This window comes from Streptomyces sp. NPDC005866 (assembly GCF_040629895.1).
GTDB lineage: Bacteria > Actinomycetota > Actinomycetes > Streptomycetales > Streptomycetaceae > Streptomyces.
On sequence record NZ_JBEXWP010000031.1, the window covers coordinates 1 to 16,334 of the forward strand.

12 protein-coding genes and 1 pseudogene are annotated in these 16,334 nt (G+C 69.4%); 12 read left to right on the forward strand and 1 reads right to left on the reverse strand.

Translation table 11 applies throughout. From position 1 onward, the window contains the following. Window positions 1–144 precede the first annotated feature (144 nt). The 11 genes and pseudogenes from ABZ396_RS34360 to ABZ396_RS34410 form a co-directional block, all read left to right on the forward strand. Entirely contained in the window at window positions 145–1,638 is a 1,494-nt protein-coding gene (locus ABZ396_RS34360) for a folylpolyglutamate synthase/dihydrofolate synthase family protein (protein WP_358920585.1), read from the forward strand. 2 nt (window positions 1,639–1,640) lie between these two features. After that, window positions 1,641–1,997: a DUF4233 domain-containing protein gene (locus tag ABZ396_RS34365; protein WP_358920460.1), complete on the forward strand. Its 357-nt coding sequence runs from the start codon at window positions 1,641–1,643 to the stop codon at window positions 1,995–1,997. Window positions 1,998–2,064: 67 nt separating this feature from the next. Further along, entirely contained in the window at window positions 2,065–2,478 is a 414-nt protein-coding gene (ndk, locus tag ABZ396_RS34370; RefSeq protein ID WP_358920458.1) for a nucleoside-diphosphate kinase, read from the forward strand. A gap of 326 nt (window positions 2,479–2,804) precedes the next feature. Next, window positions 2,805–3,824 (forward strand): rod shape-determining protein, encoded by a 1,020-nt coding sequence (locus ABZ396_RS34375; protein WP_358920456.1) that lies wholly within the window; start codon window positions 2,805–2,807, stop codon window positions 3,822–3,824. A gap of 158 nt (window positions 3,825–3,982) precedes the next feature. Beyond that, a complete protein-coding gene (mreC, locus tag ABZ396_RS34380; protein ID WP_358920454.1) occupies window positions 3,983–4,936 on the forward strand; it encodes a rod shape-determining protein MreC in 954 nt (317 codons plus the stop codon). Window positions 4,937–4,949: 13 nt separating this feature from the next. Beyond that, entirely contained in the window at window positions 4,950–5,627 is a 678-nt protein-coding gene (mreD, locus tag ABZ396_RS34385; protein ID WP_358920452.1) for a rod shape-determining protein MreD, read from the forward strand. A gap of 106 nt (window positions 5,628–5,733) precedes the next feature. Next, window positions 5,734–7,983 carry a penicillin-binding protein 2 gene (gene mrdA / locus ABZ396_RS34390; RefSeq protein WP_358920450.1) on the forward strand — a complete coding sequence of 750 codons (2,250 nt, stop codon included), beginning with the start codon at window positions 5,734–5,736 and terminating at the stop codon, window positions 7,981–7,983. Between the two features lie 28 nt (window positions 7,984–8,011). Continuing rightward, entirely contained in the window at window positions 8,012–9,211 is a 1,200-nt protein-coding gene (rodA, locus tag ABZ396_RS34395; RefSeq protein WP_358920448.1) for a rod shape-determining protein RodA, read from the forward strand. Window positions 9,212–9,339: 128 nt separating this feature from the next. Beyond that, a complete protein-coding gene (locus ABZ396_RS34400; protein WP_358920446.1) occupies window positions 9,340–10,845 on the forward strand; it encodes a CYTH and CHAD domain-containing protein in 1,506 nt (501 codons plus the stop codon). Between the two features lie 201 nt (window positions 10,846–11,046). Further along, window positions 11,047–13,020, forward strand: coding sequence for a TIGR03960 family B12-binding radical SAM protein (locus tag ABZ396_RS34405; RefSeq protein WP_358920445.1), 1,974 nt, complete (start codon window positions 11,047–11,049; stop codon window positions 13,018–13,020). Between the two features lie 371 nt (window positions 13,021–13,391). Then, a pseudogene (locus tag ABZ396_RS34410) lies at window positions 13,392–13,502 on the forward strand (IS5/IS1182 family transposase); the annotation flags it as partial. Between the two features lie 39 nt (window positions 13,503–13,541). Here the strand turns inward: ABZ396_RS34410 and ABZ396_RS34415 are convergent. Continuing rightward, on the reverse strand, window positions 13,542–14,981 hold the full coding sequence (locus ABZ396_RS34415; RefSeq protein ID WP_358920444.1) for an MFS transporter: 1,440 nt from the start codon (window positions 14,979–14,981) through the stop codon (window positions 13,542–13,544). 242 nt (window positions 14,982–15,223) lie between these two features. Here ABZ396_RS34415 and ABZ396_RS34420 point away from each other — a divergent pair, with 242 nt between their 5' ends. Beyond that, window positions 15,224–16,255, forward strand: coding sequence for a sigma-70 family RNA polymerase sigma factor (locus tag ABZ396_RS34420; protein ID WP_358920443.1), 1,032 nt, complete (start codon window positions 15,224–15,226; stop codon window positions 16,253–16,255). Window positions 16,256–16,334: the final 79 nt, after the last annotated feature.

The following is a 16,334-nucleotide window of genomic DNA, read 5'->3' on the forward strand; positions in this document are numbered from 1 at the left end:
CAGTACGAGGGCTTGCACCCGGCACCCCGAGAGCACGCACCGGACGCCGCGGGGCCCGCCCTCCGGGCGGACGACGGGACTTTCGCAACAGGCCCGAGAGCTCCAGGCGGGTGCCGGGCTCCGTAGACTGGTGCCGTGAGTGATCTGCCCCCGAGCGACCCCAATGAGAGCTTCGACGAGATCATCGAGGCCGAGACGGACCGCGACCCCGATCTCGCGGTGATCGAGGCCGGCAGCCGGACCCTGCGCACCCAGGGCGGCCCGGCGCAGGCCGGCGTCCCGGCCCGCCCCGAGGACCCCGAGGTCGACAAGGCCCTGCGCGAGGTCGAGGCGGAACTGGCCACCCGCTGGGGCGAGACCAAGCTGGAGCCGTCGGTCACCCGGATCGCCGCCCTCATGGACGTCCTGGGCGAGCCCCAGCGGACGTACCCCTCGATCCACATCACCGGCACCAACGGCAAGACCTCCACCGCCCGCATGATCGAGGCCCTGCTCGGCGCCTTCGACCTGCGCACCGGCCGCTACACCAGCCCTCACGTGCAGTCGATCACCGAGCGCATCAGCCTCGACGGCGCCCCGATCTCCGCCGAGCGGTTCATCGAGACGTACGAGGACATCAAGCCGTACGTCGAGATGGTCGATTCCCAGCAGGAGTACCGGCTCTCCTTCTTCGAGGTGCTCACCGGCATGGCGTACGCGGCCTTCGCGGACGCCCCCGTCGACGTGGCCGTGGTCGAGGTCGGCATGGGCGGCTCCTGGGACGCCACCAACGTGATCGACGGTGACGTCGCCGTCGTCACCCCCATCGACCTCGACCACACCGACCGGCTCGGCGAGACCACCGCCGAGATCGCCGGCGAGAAGGCCGGGGTCGTCAAGCAGGACGCCACCGTGATCCTGGCCCAGCAGCCGGTGGAGGCTGCCCAGGTGCTGCTGAAGAAGGCCGTGGAGGTGGACGCCACGGTGGCCCGGGAGGGCCTGGAGTTCGGCGTGGTCGCCCGCCAGGTCGCCGTCGGCGGCCAGGTGCTCACCCTGCGCGGCCTCGGCGGCGAGTACGACCAGATCTACCTGCCCCTGCACGGCCCCTACCAGGCCCACAACGCGGCCGTCGCGCTGGCGGCCGTCGAGGCGTTCTTCGGTGTCGGCTCCCAGCGCCCCGGGTCCCTCGCCATCGACACGGTCCGCAAGGCGTTCGCGGCGGTCTCCTCGCCCGGCCGTCTGGAAGTCGTACGGCGCTCTCCCACCGTCGTCCTGGACGCCGCCCACAACCCGGCCGGCGCCCGCGCCACCGCCGAGGCCGTCGGCGAGGCCTTCGACTTCAGCCGGCTGATCGGCGTGGTCGGCGCCAGCGGCGACAAGAACGTCCGCGGCCTCCTGGAGGCCTTCGAGCCGATCTTCGCCGAGGTCGTGATCACCCAGAACTCCAGCCACCGCGCGATGGACGCGGACGAGCTGGCCGCGGTCGCCGTCGAGGTGTTCGGCGAGGAACGCGTCCAGGTCGAACCGCGGTTGCCCGACGCCCTGGAGGCCGCGATCACGCTGGCCGAGGAGGAGGGCGAGTTCGCGGGTGCGGGTGTGCTGGTCACCGGTTCGGTCATCACGGTCGGCGAGGCCCGGCTGCTCCTGGGGAGGGTCTGACGATGCGTACGCTCTGCTCCTCCACCCTGATCGGCGAGTTCTTCGTCATCGGCTTCGCCGCGCTGGTCGCGATGAAGGACCCCGGCCTGTCCGCCTCCACGGTGTGGCTGGTCAGCGGTATCGCCATGTTCCTCTGCGTGGCCCTGTGCGGCGTGGTCACCCGGCCCGGTGGCATCGTCCTCGGCTGGGCCCTGCAGGGCGCGCTGATCGCCTCCGGTGTCTTCGTGCCGACGATGTACTTCATGGGCGCGATCTTCGCGGCCCTGTGGTGGGCGTCGGTGCACTACGGGAGGAAGATCGACGAGGCGAAGGCCCGCTTCGCCGCCCAGTCCGAGGCCCCGGGAGCTGACGCTGCGTGACGGGCGCCCGGACCTGCCCTGTAGCCTCTCCTCACCGCACACGTCAGCACCGCGAAGGAGCCCTCCCGTGACTCAGCGCACCCTCGTCCTCCTCAAGCCCGACGCCGTCCGCAGGGGCCTGACCGGCGAGATCATCGGCCGTATCGAGCGCAAGGCCGGCTGGCGGATCACCGCGCTGGAGCTGCGGACCCTGGATCGGGCGACGCTGGAGCAGCACTACGCCGAGCACGTCGGCAAGCCGTTCTACGAGCCGCTGGTCGAGTTCATGGCCTCCGGCCCGGCCGTCGCCCTGATCGTCGAGGGGGAGCGGGTCATCGAGGGCATCCGCGCGCTCGCCGGCCCGACCGACCCGATCGCCGCCGCGCCGGGCTCCGTCCGCGGTGACTTCGGAGTGATCGTCCGCGAGAACCTGATCCACGCGTCCGACTCCGCGGAGTCCGCTGAGCGCGAGATCAAGATCTTCTTCCCGGGCCGCGCGTAGCTCCGTGGGGCGGACGCCCCCCGTACGGAGTTTTCGTGGATGTTTTTGACGATGTGTCAGCCCGATGGCTCACGTGACCTGGGACGGTCGAATGATTTCGGCCGTCCCTCGGCATATGCGCGCCGATCGGGGGAACGAGTGGCCCCGTTGGACCGTCTCCACAAGCGAGGCGGCCCTGTCCGTGCTGACAATGGCGAAGACCCTCGCGCGGTGTTCGTGCAGGCGCGTCTACGATGGAAGCCTTCACGTCACAGCACCAACTTCGCCAACCTGAAATGCCCTCAAAAGCTCCCGGGAAGGCCAGACGAATCCTGATGGGGAACTCAATGTCGTTCATCGGCCGTGACATGGCTGTCGACCTCGGGACCGCCAACACGCTGGTGTACGTCAGGGGTCGCGGGATCGTACTCAACGAGCCGTCCGTCGTCGCGATCAACACGAACACCGGTGGAATTCTTGCAGTCGGCGCGGAAGCGAAGAAGATGATCGGGCGCACGCCCGGCAACATCGTCGCCGTACGTCCGCTGAAGGACGGCGTGATCGCCGACTTCGAGATCACCGAGCGCATGCTCCGCTACTTCATCCTGAAGATCCACAAGCGGCGGTACCTGGCGCGTCCGCGGGTCGTCGTGTGCGTGCCCTCCGGCATCACCGGTGTCGAGCGCCGCGCGGTGATCGAGGCGTCGTCGCAGGCCGGTGCCCGCCAGGTGCACATCATCGAGGAGCCGATGGCCGCCGCCATCGGCTCCGGCCTGCCGGTCCACGAGGCCACGGGCAACATGGTGGTGGACATCGGCGGCGGCACCACGGAGGTCGCGGTCATCTCGCTGGGCGGCATCGTCACGGCCCAGTCCATCCGCGTCGCGGGCGACGAGTTGGACAACGCGATCATCCAGCACATCAAGAAGGAGTACAGCCTCCTTCTCGGTGAGCGGACGGCCGAACAGATCAAGATCACGATCGGTTCGGCGTACGAGATGGACGCCGACGAGCACACCGAAATCCGCGGCCGGGACCTGGTGTCCGGGCTGCCGAAGACCGTCGTCATCTCGGCCGCCGAGGTCCGCAAGGCGATCGAGGAGCCGGTCAACGCGATCGTCGACGCCGTCAAGACGACTCTCGACAAGTGCCCGCCGGAGCTGTCCGGCGACATCATGGACAGGGGAATCGTTCTGACCGGCGGCGGAGCACTGCTGCGCGGCCTGGACGAGCGGCTGCGCCGGGAGACCGGCATGCCGATCCACATCGCCGAGGACCCGCTGGACAGCGTGGCGCTCGGCTCGGGCAAGTGCGTCGAGGAGTTCGAGGCGCTGCAGCAGGTCCTGGACGCCCAGCCTCGCAGATGACGTAACTCTTCGATTCCGCCGTACGAGATGTCTCCTCTCGTGCGGCGGATCGTTGATATGGAGGCATAGGCTCACACGCACGAGCTCCGCCCCCGACTTCCCCCCGACTCACAAAACAAGCACGCAAGTTCCTATTGAGGAAGGCACGGCCGCCGCACGTGAGGGACACGAAAGAGAGCCGGCTGCTCCTGGTGCTGCTGATCGCCATCGCGTTCGCGCTGATCACGGTGGACATCCGAGGCGGCAGGAACTCCCCGGTCGACGGCGCCCGGCAGGCCGCGGCAGCGGTCTTCGGCCCGATCGAGAACGGCATGTCGACGGCGGTGAACCCGGTGGGCAACGCCGTCTCCGCCGTCCGCGACTCCGGAGTCCGGCACGACCGGCTGGCCCGTCTGGAGAGGCAGAACGCGACCCTCAAGGCGAAGCTCGGCAGCGACGACCGCAACCGCAGCCGCCTCAACCAGCTCGACAAGATGCTGAAGATGGCCGGCGACGGCCAGTACGGCATCAAGGGGGCCCAGGTCATCGCCATAGGGTCGGCGCAGGGCTTCTCCTGGACCATCACCATCGACGTCGGCGCCAACGACGGCATCAAACGGGACATGACCGTGCTGAACGGCAACGGCCTGGTCGGCCGCGTGACCACCGTCGGGCCGGGCGCCTCCACCGTGCTGCTCGCCAACGACCCCGACTTCACCGTCGGCACCCGCATGGAGGGCAGCGACGAACTCGGCTTCGCCTCCGGACAGGGCGACCGCCCGCTGCGCGTCGAACTCCTCAACGGCAAGGCGGAGGTGAAGAAGGGCGACCGGCTCGTCACCTTCGGCTCCCAGGCCGACCGGCCCTTCGTGCCCGGCGTCCCGGTCGGCACCGTCTCCAGCGTCGACCCCTCCAACGGCGGCCTCACCCGCACCCTGTACGTCACGCCGTTCGTGTCCTTCACCAAGCTCGACATCGTCGGCGTGGTCGTCGAGGCACCGAAGAAGGATCCGCGCGACGAGGTGCTCCCGGCCAAACCCAAACCGACACCGACCCCGACGGTGACCGTCACGGTCACCCCGTCCGCGAACGCGAGCGCGAACGCGACCAACACCACCGGCCAGCAGCAGTAGGAGCTCAATCCCCATGCGTGTCAACCGGATCCTGCTCTCCTCCGCCCTGGTCGTCGTCGCCCTGGTGCTCCAGGTGAGCGTCCTCGCCCGCCTGCACCTGCCCGGCGCCGTCCCCGACCTGATGCTGCTCACCGTCCTCGCCCTCGCCATGGTGTACGGCCATGTGGGCGGCGCCCTCGTCGGCTTCGGCGCCGGACTGCTCGCCGACCTCGCCCCGCCCGCCGACCACGCGGCCGGCCGCTACGCCCTGGTGCTGTGCGTCGTCGGCTACTTCGCGGGCCTGATCAAGCCGGACAACGGCCGGCTGAAGTCCGCGACCGGGCCGATGGCCGTCGTGGTCGCCGCCGCCATCGGCTCGACCCTGATGTACGCGGGGGTCGGCGCCCTGGTCGGCGACACCGCCGCCCGCCATGTCGGCATGACGAGTCTGCTGATCACGGCCGCCCTCTACGACGTGCTGCTCGCCCCGTTCGTGGTCCCCGGCATCATGGCCCTGGCCCGCCGCGCCGACAACGACCCGCTGACGGAGGCCAACTCCGGCACCAAGGCCGGCGACATCTCCTCCGGCTGGCTCTCCTCGGGCACCGGACTGCGCGTCGGCGGCCAGCGCGGCCGCCTCGGCTCCCTGAAGGCCAGGGCCCGCTCCCGCAGCGTCCGCGTCGGCCGCATCAAGGGGGTCAAGCGGCTGTGAGGGCACGGGAGTTCACTCGGCTTGAGGTCACGCGGCGACCCGGCGGGGCACACAGCTTCGTCGTACATGACACAGACACACATCACTGAGAGGGGGAGGCAGCCCAGTGACCAATATTCCCGAGACCGGTCGGACCCCACGGGTCCAGATCCGTCTCGTCGTGATCCAGATCCTCGTCCTCTCCCTGCTCGGCACCCTCGGCGGCCGCCTGTGGTACCTGCAGATCCGCGAGGGCGCCGCATACCAGAAGGAAGCCTCCGGCAACCACGTCCAGCAGGTCGTCGAACCCGCGGTACGCGGCTCGATCCTGGACGCGCGCGGAGTCCCCATCGCGGACAACGAGACCCGGCTGGTCGTCTCCGCGTCCCGTACCGACCTGCTCAAGCAGAAGGACGACGGCAAGGCGGTCCTCACCAAGCTCGCGGGCGTCCTGGGGATGAGCCCCACGGAAGTCATGCAGAAAGTCCGGCTCTGCGACTCCAAGACCCCCCAGCCCTGCTGGAACGGCTCCCCCTACCAGCCGATCCCGATCACCGACGAGGCCACCGCCAAGCAGGCCCTGCAGATCCGCGAGCGCGCCGAGGACTTCCCCGGCATCACCGCCGAGCCCGAGGCCGTACGCCGCTACCCGGCCCCCGGCAAGTCCAACACCGCCCAGGTCCTCGGCTATCTCTCCCCGGTCACCGACACCGAGATCCAGCAGGCCCAGAACACCGACTCGCCCTTCCTGCGCTCCGACATGGTCGGCCGAAGCGGCCTGGAGCGCCAGTACGACAAGGAACTGCGCGGCAAGGCCGGTGTCACCCGCTACGAGGTCGACAACCTCGGCCGGGTCATCGGCAAGGCCAAGTCCGACGCCGCCGAAGCCGGTTCCAACCTGGTCACCAGCATCGACTCCCGCGTCCAGCGCGTCGCCGAGTACGAGTTGGACAGGGCCATGAAGGCCGCCCGCCAGCAGTACGACAAGATCACCCAGGAGAACTACAAGGCCGACTCCGGCGCCGTCGTCGTGATGGAGGCCAAGACCGGCCGGATCGTCGCCATGGCCTCCGCGCCGAACTACGACCCGAACGTCTGGGTGGGCGGCATCTCCGCCAAGGACTACCAGGCCCTCACCGGCAAGAACTCCGACTACCCGCTGCTGAACCGGGCCATACAGGGTCAGTCCGCGCCCGGTTCGACGTTCAAGGTGGTCTCCACGGCCGCCGCGGTCGAGGCCGGCTACGTGTGGGACGGCGGCTACCCCTGCACCAGCTCGTACTCGGTCGGCGGCCAGGTCTTCAAGAACTTCGAGGGCGAGAACTTCGGCCCCATCTCCCTGGGCCGCGCCCTGGAGGTCTCCTGCGACACCGTCTTCTACGGCCTCGCCGACCGCGAGTGGAAGAGGGACGGCGGCATCAACCCGAAGCCGGGCCAGCCGAAGGACTACTTCTTCAAGGCCGCGCACCAGTTCGGCCTCGGCAAGGAGACCGGCCTCGACCTGCCCAACGAGGTCACCGGCCGGGTCCCCGACCGCCAGTGGAAGCTCGACTACTGGAAGGCCAACAAGGACTCCTGGTGCAAGTCCGGGAAGAAGGACGGCAGCTACGTCGAGAGGATCGCCTACGAGAACTGCCTCGAAGGCAACAAGATGCGTGAGGGCGACTCGATCAACTACTCCATCGGCCAGGGCGACACCCTCGTCACGCCGATCCAGGAGGCCATGATCTACGGGGCGCTCGCCAACGGCGGCACCGAGTACGTCCCGACCATCGGCAAGGCGGTCGTCAGCGCCGACGGCAAGACGGTCAAGGAGATCAAGCCGAAGGTCAAGGCCAGGCTCCCGATCACCCAGGCCACGCTCCAGGGCATGGACAAGGCCCTCGCCGGCGTCGTCACCAGCGGTACCGCGGCCTGGAAGTTCCAGGGCTGGCCGCAGGACAAGATCGAGCTGCACGCCAAGACCGGTACCGCGGAGGTCTACGGCAAGCAGACCACCTCCTGGCTCGCCACCTACTCCAAGGACTACACGGTCGTCATGACGATCGCCCAGGCCGGTACCGGTTCCGGTGCCTCCGGTGAGGCGGTCCGCAACATCTACAGCGCGATGTACGGCGTCGGTGCCGACGGCTCCATCGACAAGTCGAAGGCACTGCTCTACACCCCGCAGCAGGGCCTGCCGAAGGTCCGCACGGACGGCACCATCGCCGCCCCGAAGATCTCCAAGGACCCGGCGAAGGACTTCCAGGCGAGCCAGCAGGGCAACAACCCCGCCAACGGCCAGCAGACGCCGGCCACCACGGCCTCACCCTCGACCGGCAACCGCAACACCCGCAGGCGACCTCGAAAGAGGGGAAGCCGGAGGATGCTCACATGACGAGCCTTTCGAGCCGGAGGTGCTCGGCATGACCGGCGTCAACAGCTTCTCCGTCTCCGGGTACGGCCCGGCGCGGGCCGGCTGGACCCGGCTGTTCGCCCGGGACTCGCTGGCCCGCCGCCTGGACTGGCCGATGCTGATGGCGGCCCTCGCGCTGTCCCTGCTGGGCTCGCTGCTGGTGTTCTCGGCGACCCGCAACCGCACCGAGATCAACCAGGGCGACCAGTACTACTTCCTGATCCGGCACCTGATGAACACCGGTATCGGACTGGCCCTGATGATCGCCACCGTCTGGATCGGCCACCGCCAGCTGCGCAACGCGGTGCCGATCCTCTACGGCCTGTCGCTGCTCGGCATCCTCGCCGTACTGACCCCGCTGGGCTCCACCGTCAACGGCGCGCACTCCTGGATCGTGCTCGGCGGCGGCTTCTCGCTCCAGCCGTCCGAGTTCGTCAAGATCACGATCATCCTGGGGATGGCGATGATGCTGGCGGCCCGGGTCGACGCCGGCGACAAGAAGTACCCCGACCACCGCACGGTTCTGCAGGCCCTCGGCCTGGCCTCCGTACCGGTCCTGATCGTGCTCCTCATGCCCGACCTCGGCTCGGTCATGGTCATGGTGATCATCGTGCTGGGCGTGCTGCTCGCCTCCGGCGCCTCCAACCGCTGGGTCTTCGGCCTGCTCGCGGCGGGGCTGCTGGGCGCGATCGCGGTCTGGCAGCTGCACATCCTGGACGAGTACCAGATCAACCGCTTCGCGGCCTTCGCCAACCCGAACCTCGATCCCGCGGGCGTCGGTTACAACACCAACCAGGCCCGTATCGCCATCGGCTCCGGCGGCCTGACCGGCGCGGGCCTGTTCCACGGGTCGCAGACCACCGGCCAGTTCGTCCCGGAGCAGCAGACGGACTTCGTCTTCACGGTCGCGGGGGAGGAACTGGGCTTCGTCGGCGCGGGCCTGATCATCGTCCTCCTCGGCGTCGTCCTGTGGCGCGCCTGCCGTATCGCCCGCGAGACGACCGAGCTGTACGGCACGGTCGTGGCCGCGGGGATCGTGGCCTGGTTCGCGTTCCAGGCGTTCGAGAACATCGGCATGACCCTCGGCATCATGCCGGTCACCGGCCTGCCGCTGCCGTTCGTGTCGTACGGCGGCACGTCGATGTTCGCGGTGTGGGTGGCGGTGGGGCTGCTGCAGTCGATCAGGGTGCAGCGCCCGATGTCGGCATAGCCGGACGGCCCGAGGTGAGGTGAACGCGCCGTTCCCGGTGTGTTCACCTCACCCTCATTTGTATGTTTCTTCCCATTTACCTACTTCGGCCGCTGTCCTTGGGGCGCCCGGGCCATTAGATTCGGTTCATGGCGGACGCGAAGCGTGAAATCGAGCGCAAGTACGAATCCGATGAGAGCGGGCTGCCCGACCTGACCGGCGTCGCCGGCGTGGCGAACGTCGTCGACAAGGGCACCGCCGAACTCGACGCGACCTACTACGACACCTCCGACCTACGCCTGGCCTCGGCCGGAGTCACCCTGCGCCGCCGCACCGGAGGCAACGACGCCGGCTGGCACCTCAAACTCCCGGTGGCCCCGGGCATCCGCGACGAGATCCACGCCCCACTCTCCGACACCGTCCCCGACGAACTGGCCAAGCTGACCCGCTCCCGGGTCCGCGAGGGCCAGTTGGTCCCGGTGATCCGGCTGCGCACCACACGCGAGATCCGGCACCTCGTCGACGCGGACGGCGCCCTGCTCGCCGAGGTGAGCGTCGACCGCGTCCAAGCCGAACGGCTCTTCGGCGGCGCGGGCACGGCCCAGTGGACCGAGATCGAGGTGGAACTGGCCGACGGCGTCGACCCGGCCTTCCTCGACAAGGTGGAGAAACGGTTGGGCAAGGCGGGCGTACGGCCGTCGAAGTCCCCCTCGAAGCTGGCCCGGGCACTGGCCGAGACCAAGGGCGGAAAACCGCACCCGCCGAAGCCGGACGCCGGTGAACCCGTCACGGCCGGCGATCACGTCCTCGCCTACGTCCGCGCCCAGCGGGACGCGATCGTCGAGCTCGACCCGGCCGTACGCCTGAACGCCGAGGAGGGCGTCCACGACATGCGGGTGGCCACCCGCCGGCTGCGCAGCACCTTCCGCTCCTTCCGCAAGGTCCTCGACCGGGAGGTCACCGACCCGATCGCGGACGAACTGAAGTGGCTCGCAGGCGAACTGGGCGTGGGCCGCGACCTGGAGGTCCTCGCCGAACGCCTGATGACGGCCCTGGACGAAGTCCCCCGCACCCTCGTCTCCGGTCCCATCCACGACCGTCTGCGCGCCTGGGCCGAGGCCGGTGAGCGCGGCTCCCGGGGCCGGCTGCTCGGTGTACTGGACTCCAAGCGCTATCTGACCCTGCTGGACACCCTGGACGCCCTCATCGCCGACCCGCCGCTGCTGAAGGCGGCCACCGGGAACCCGAAGAAGGTGCTCGCCAAGGCCGTGCACAAGGACTTCGCGAAGGTGACCGACCTGATCGAGACGGCCATGGCACAGCCCCCCGGCCGCGACCGCGACCTCGGCCTGCACGAGGCCCGCAAGAAGTCCAAGCGCACCCGCTACGCGGCCGAGGCGGCCCGCCCCGCGCTCGGCAAGCCGGCCAAGACCATGGTCAAGTCCATGAAGTCGCTGCAGAGCATGCTCGGCGAGCACCAGGACAGCGTGATGGCCCGCGAGACCCTGCGCGAACTGTCCGCGGTGGCCCACGCGGCCGGGGAGAGCGCGTTCACGTACGGGCTGCTGTACGGCCGTGAGGAGCAGCGTGCGGCGGCGGTGGAGGCGGAGCTGCCCCAGGCCTGGAAGGAGATCAAGGACGAGGCGCCGGTGTGATCCGGGCGCACGGACTGTTCCGGGCGTACGGACTGTTCCCGGGCGTACGGACTGTGATCCGAGGGTACGGACCGTGATCCGGCCGTACGGACTGTGATCCGGGCGTACGGGGGAGGCCGCTGAGCGGGTTACGCTTGATGGTCACCCTTCCCCCAGCCTTCGGCCGGGGGTGCCCCCAGTCACCTCACAAAGGTCCGCGAGATGCCTGCCGAAGCCGCCGCTCAGGTCGCCGAGTCTGTGTTCCCGCAGCTCGAAGCTCTGCTCCCGCATGTGCAGAAGCCGATCCAGTACGTCGGCGGTGAACTCAACTCCACGGTCAAGCCGTGGGAGGACTGCGATGTCCGCTGGGCGCTGATGTACCCGGACGCGTACGAGGTCGGTCTGCCCAACCAGGGCGTCATGATCCTCTACGAGGTCCTCAACGAGCAGGAGGGCGTCCTCGCCGAGCGCACGTACAGCGTGTGGCCGGACCTGGAGGCGCTGATGCGCGAGCACGGCGTCCCGCAGTTCACGGTGGACAGCCACCGGCCCGTCAGCGCGTTCGACGTCCTGGGCCTGAGCTTCTCCACGGAACTCGGCTACACGAACATGCTCACGGCCCTGGACCTGGCGGGCATCCCCCTGGAGTCCCGCGCCCGTGGGCTGGACGACCCGATCGTGCTGGCCGGCGGCCACGCGGCCTTCAACCCCGAGCCGATCGCCGACTTCATCGACGCGGCGATCATCGGCGACGGCGAGCAGGCCGTCCTCGACATGACGAAGATCATCCGCGGGTGGAAGGCGGAGGGCCGCCCCGGCGGCCGCGAGGAAGTCCTCCTCCGCCTGGCGAAGACGGGCGCCGTCTACATCCCGGCCTTCTACGACGTGGAGTACCTGGCCGACGGCCGTATCGCCCGCGTGGTCCCCAACAGGTCGGGCGTCCCCTGGCGGGTCAGCAAGCACACGGTCATGGACCTGGACGAATGGCCGTACCCGAAGCAGCCACTGGTCCCCCTGGCCGAGACCGTCCACGAGCGCATGTCGGTGGAGATCTTCCGCGGCTGCACGCGAGGCTGCCGCTTCTGCCAGGCCGGCATGATCACCCGCCCGGTCCGCGAGCGCTCGATCACCGGCATCGGCGACATGGTCGACAAGGGCCTCAAGGCGACGGGTTTCGAGGAGGTCGGGCTGCTCTCCCTGTCCTCCGCGGACCACTCGGAGATCGGCGACATCGCGAAGGGCCTGGCCGACCGCTACGAGGAAGACAAGATCGGCCTCTCCCTCCCCTCCACCCGAGTCGACGCCTTCAACGTCGACCTGGCCAACGAGCTGACCCGCAACGGCCGCCGCTCAGGCCTGACCTTCGCCCCCGAGGGCGGCTCTGAGCGCATGCGCAAGGTCATCAACAAGATGGTCTCCGAGGACGATCTGATCCGAACGGTCTCCACCGCCTACGGCAACGGCTGGCGCCAGGTGAAGCTGTACTTCATGTGCGGCCTGCCGACGGAGACGGACGAGGACGTCCTCCAGATCGCCGACATGGCGATGAAGGTGATCGCGGAGGGCCGCAAGGTCTCCGGGCAGAACGACATCCGCTGCACGGTCTCGATCGGCGGCTTCGTCCCCAAGCCCCACACCCCCTTCCAGTGGGCCCCGCAGCTGAGCGCCGAGGAAACCGACGCGCGCCTCGAAAAGCTCCGGGACAAGATCCGCGGCGACAAGAAGTACGGCCGCTCGATCGGCTTCCGCTACCACGACGGCAAGCCCGGCATCGTCGAGGGCCTGCTCTCCCGCGGCGACCGCCGCATCGGCGCCGTGATCCGCGCGGTCTACGAGGACGGCGGCCGCTTCGACGGCTGGCGCGAGCACTTCTCCTACGACCGCTGGATGGATTGCGCCGACAAGACCCTGGCCGACTTCGGCGTGGACGTCGACTGGTACACCACCCGCGAGCGCACCTACGAGGAGGTCCTCCCCTGGGACCACCTCGACTCGGGCCTGGACAAGGACTGGCTCTGGGAGGACTGGCAGGACGCCCTCGACGAGACGGAGGTCGAGGACTGCCGCTGGACGCCTTGTTTCGACTGCGGGGTGTGCCCGCAGATGGATACTTGGCCACAAGTAAGCAACAGCGGCAAGAAGTTGCTGCCGCTGACGGTCAGGAAGGACGCCCCGACCAGCGGACACGCTCACTGACGTGAGTGAGGCGTTGCGGCGGATTATGGAGGTCCTGGAGGATGGCGGCGAGGACAAGGCGGCTGCTGCCCTGAGGGCGCTCTGTACGCAGCGTGGGCGGCGGGCATCGTGCAGGAGACGCAGAGAACGCCCCTGCCGCCCCCTGGAGGCTCGGCGGCTGGGAGCGCGTCACCGGCGTCACCGCACCGCCCACAGCGGGCTGAACCAGGGCTGCCATCCGGCCCCACCATGAACTGCCGCACCCTCAACAACGCGCCATCCCCACAAGTTGACGATGCCCATGCCGGTCCTCCAGCGCGTCCGGCGCCTCCCGTAGCCGCAACCGCCCGGCGCCTTTCTCATCCCGGCGTGCGTGGTTGAGTGCGCCTCGCCGCGACTACGAGACCCACTCACACCGCTCCGAAGCCATAATCCACGTCGCGATGATCGACCTAACCCGACGACTCACCCGCAAATCCACCCTGAACCGGCGCGACACCTGAACATCGAACCAAACACTACTGGCGTGACAAAACGCTCTTTTACGAGATGTCCACCCGGTCTGCGTCGGCCGGTGCTCCCGTCGGGGCGCGCAGAGCCGGTCGCTGCGGGGGCGGCAGCAAGGTGCCCGCCAGCGTTGCGGCGACGCCGAGGCCGGCGGCCACCGTCATCGCCGCTCCGAAGCCGTCGCTGAAGGCCGCGGCGGAGGTGTAGCCACCGGTGGCGGCGAAGACCGCGGCGGTGATCGCGATGCCGAAGGCCCCGCCGAGTTGGCGCATCGTGCTGTAGGCGCCGGAGGCCTTGCCGATGTCGGCGGGTGCGCTGGTGCTGACCACCGCTTTGGTGACGGCAGGGATCGCCAGGGCGAAGCCGATGCCCGCGAGGCTCAGCGGGATGACCTGGGGCGCGTACGAGAGGTGCGGGGCGGCGATCAGGGCGATCCAGGCCGTGCCGATGGTCTGCAGGGCGAGGCCGGCGACGACGAGAGAGCGTTCGCCCCAGCGGTCGGCGAGTGCTCCGGTGCGCGAGGCGAGCAGGACCACGAAGGTGCCCCACGGGAGCAGCCGCAGTCCGGCGCCCAACGGGCCCTGGCCCAGGGTGACTTGCTGATACTGGGCGATGAAGAACACCGAGGCGGACATCGAGCCGCTGAGCAGGAACATCACTGCATTGCCCGCCGAGAACGCCCGGGACCGGAACAGCCGCAGCGGCAGCATCGGCGTACGGGCCCGGGACTGCCACACCAGGAAGACAACGACCAGGACCGTTCCCCCGGCCAGTGCGCCCGTCACCTCCGCGCTGCCCCAGCCCGCTGCATCCGCCCTGACCAGGCCCCATACGAGCCCGAACGCGGACAGGGTGAAGAGCAGCAGGCCCGGGAAGTCCACCGCCGTGCCCTGGCCGAAGCCCTCCTTGATCCGGGCGAACACGAAGGGGATCGCGGCCAGGCCGACTGGAACATTCAGCCAGAAGATCCACTGCCAGGCCAGTCCCTCGGTGATCACGCCGCCCAGGACCGGGCCGAGCAGCACCGCGAGGCCGGTGACGCTGCCGTAGATGCCGAGCGCCCAGCCGCGCCGCTCGGGCGGGAACGCGGCGTTCAGCAGGGCCAGGGCGAGCGGCATGACGGTCGCCGCGCCGATGCCCTGGACGGCGCGCGCCGCGATCAAGGTGCCGGTACTGGGGGCCAGCGCGCATGCGGCCGACGCCATGGCGAATAGTGCGAGCCCGGCGACGAACAACCGCCTGCGGCCGAAGCGGTCGCCGAGCGACGACGCGGTCATCAGCAGGGCCGCGAAACTGAGGGTGTACGCGTTGATCGTCCACTCCAGGTCCTCGATCGACGCATGCAGGTCGTGCTGGATCGCGGTCAGCGCCGTGGCCACCACCAGCAGGTCGAGGACGACCATGAACGAACCCACCGACGCCAGCGCGAGCGTCCACCGCTGCGCCGCCGTGACGGACTTCTCGTTGCTGTTCACTGGTGCTCCCGTCGCCGTGTGTCTGCAGTCGTGCTGTCGGTGGTGGAGACACGGGGTGGCCCGGAAACTGGGCGGCGAACGGTCGTGGATTCTGCGATCGGCTGTGAATTCCGCGGACGGTCGGGATTCGGCGCCCAGTTTCGGCCGCCGTGGGTGTCATAACTGTCGACGGACCCGAACTGCCCGAACCCTCGACGAACCGGAGCCTGGGAGGCGACGTAATGCCGAGCGAGGAGACGCCGATGCCGATGCCCATGTCGACGCGCACGCTGGAGCGGGCGCGGGCGGGCGACGGGCAGGCGTTCCGTGAGCTCACCGAGCCCTACCGGCGCGAGCTGCAGGTGCACTGCTACCGCATCCTGGGCTCGGTGCAAGACGCCGAGGACCTGCTGCAGGAGACCCTGCTCGCGGCCTGGCGCGGGCTCGACGGGTTCGAGGAGCGGTCGTCGCTGCGCTCCTGGCTGTACCGGATCGCCACCAACCGCTGCCTGAACGCGCTGCGGGACGGCAGCCGCCGGCCCGGCGAGGGCTCGGCGTACCGCTTGGAGGTTCCGTTGCCCGAACCCACCCGCCGCGGCGACCCCAGCTGGCTGGAGCCCTATCCGGACGTGCTGCTCGCCGGGCTGCCGGACGCCGCGCCCGGACCGGAGGCCCACTACGAGACCAAGGAGGCGGTCTCCCTGGCGTTCCTCGTTGCGCTGCAGCACCTGCCGCCCCGGCAGCGGGCGGTGCTGGTCCTGCGGGACGTGCTCGGTTTCCGCGCGGCCGAGGTCGCCGGAATGCTCGACACCAGCGTCGACTCGGTCACCAGCGCGCTGAAACGGGCCCGCGCCACGCTCGCGACCCGGCTGCCCGCGGACGCCCACGCCGAGGCGGAGCTGCCGTACTCACCCCGCGAGCGCAAGCTCGTTGACGACTTCTCCCTCGCCTTCGAACGCGCCGACGTCGACGCGATCCTCGCTCTGCTCACCGACGACGCGTGGCTGACGATGCCGCCGCTGCCCTACGAGTACCAGGGACTGGAGGCCATCGGTCACTTCCTGAGGACGGTGGCGCTGCGCGACGGCCGCCGCTTCCGGCTGGTGCCCACGCACGCCAACGGCCAGCCCGCGTACGGCGTTTACCTCGTCGATCCGAGGACGCCGATCGCGCACGCCCACGGACTGCTCGTCCTCACCCTGTCCGGCCACCGCGTCTCGGCGCTGACCCGCTTCGTCGACAACGGCCTGCTCCCCCGCTTCGGCCTGCCCCGCTCGCTACGCGCGGGACTGTAAAACGTTCGCCTCTGGCCCGTAGTCGGTGGTGACGTCGAGTAGCCATCCGCGATCATGATCTTGTGATGGATGTCAACTC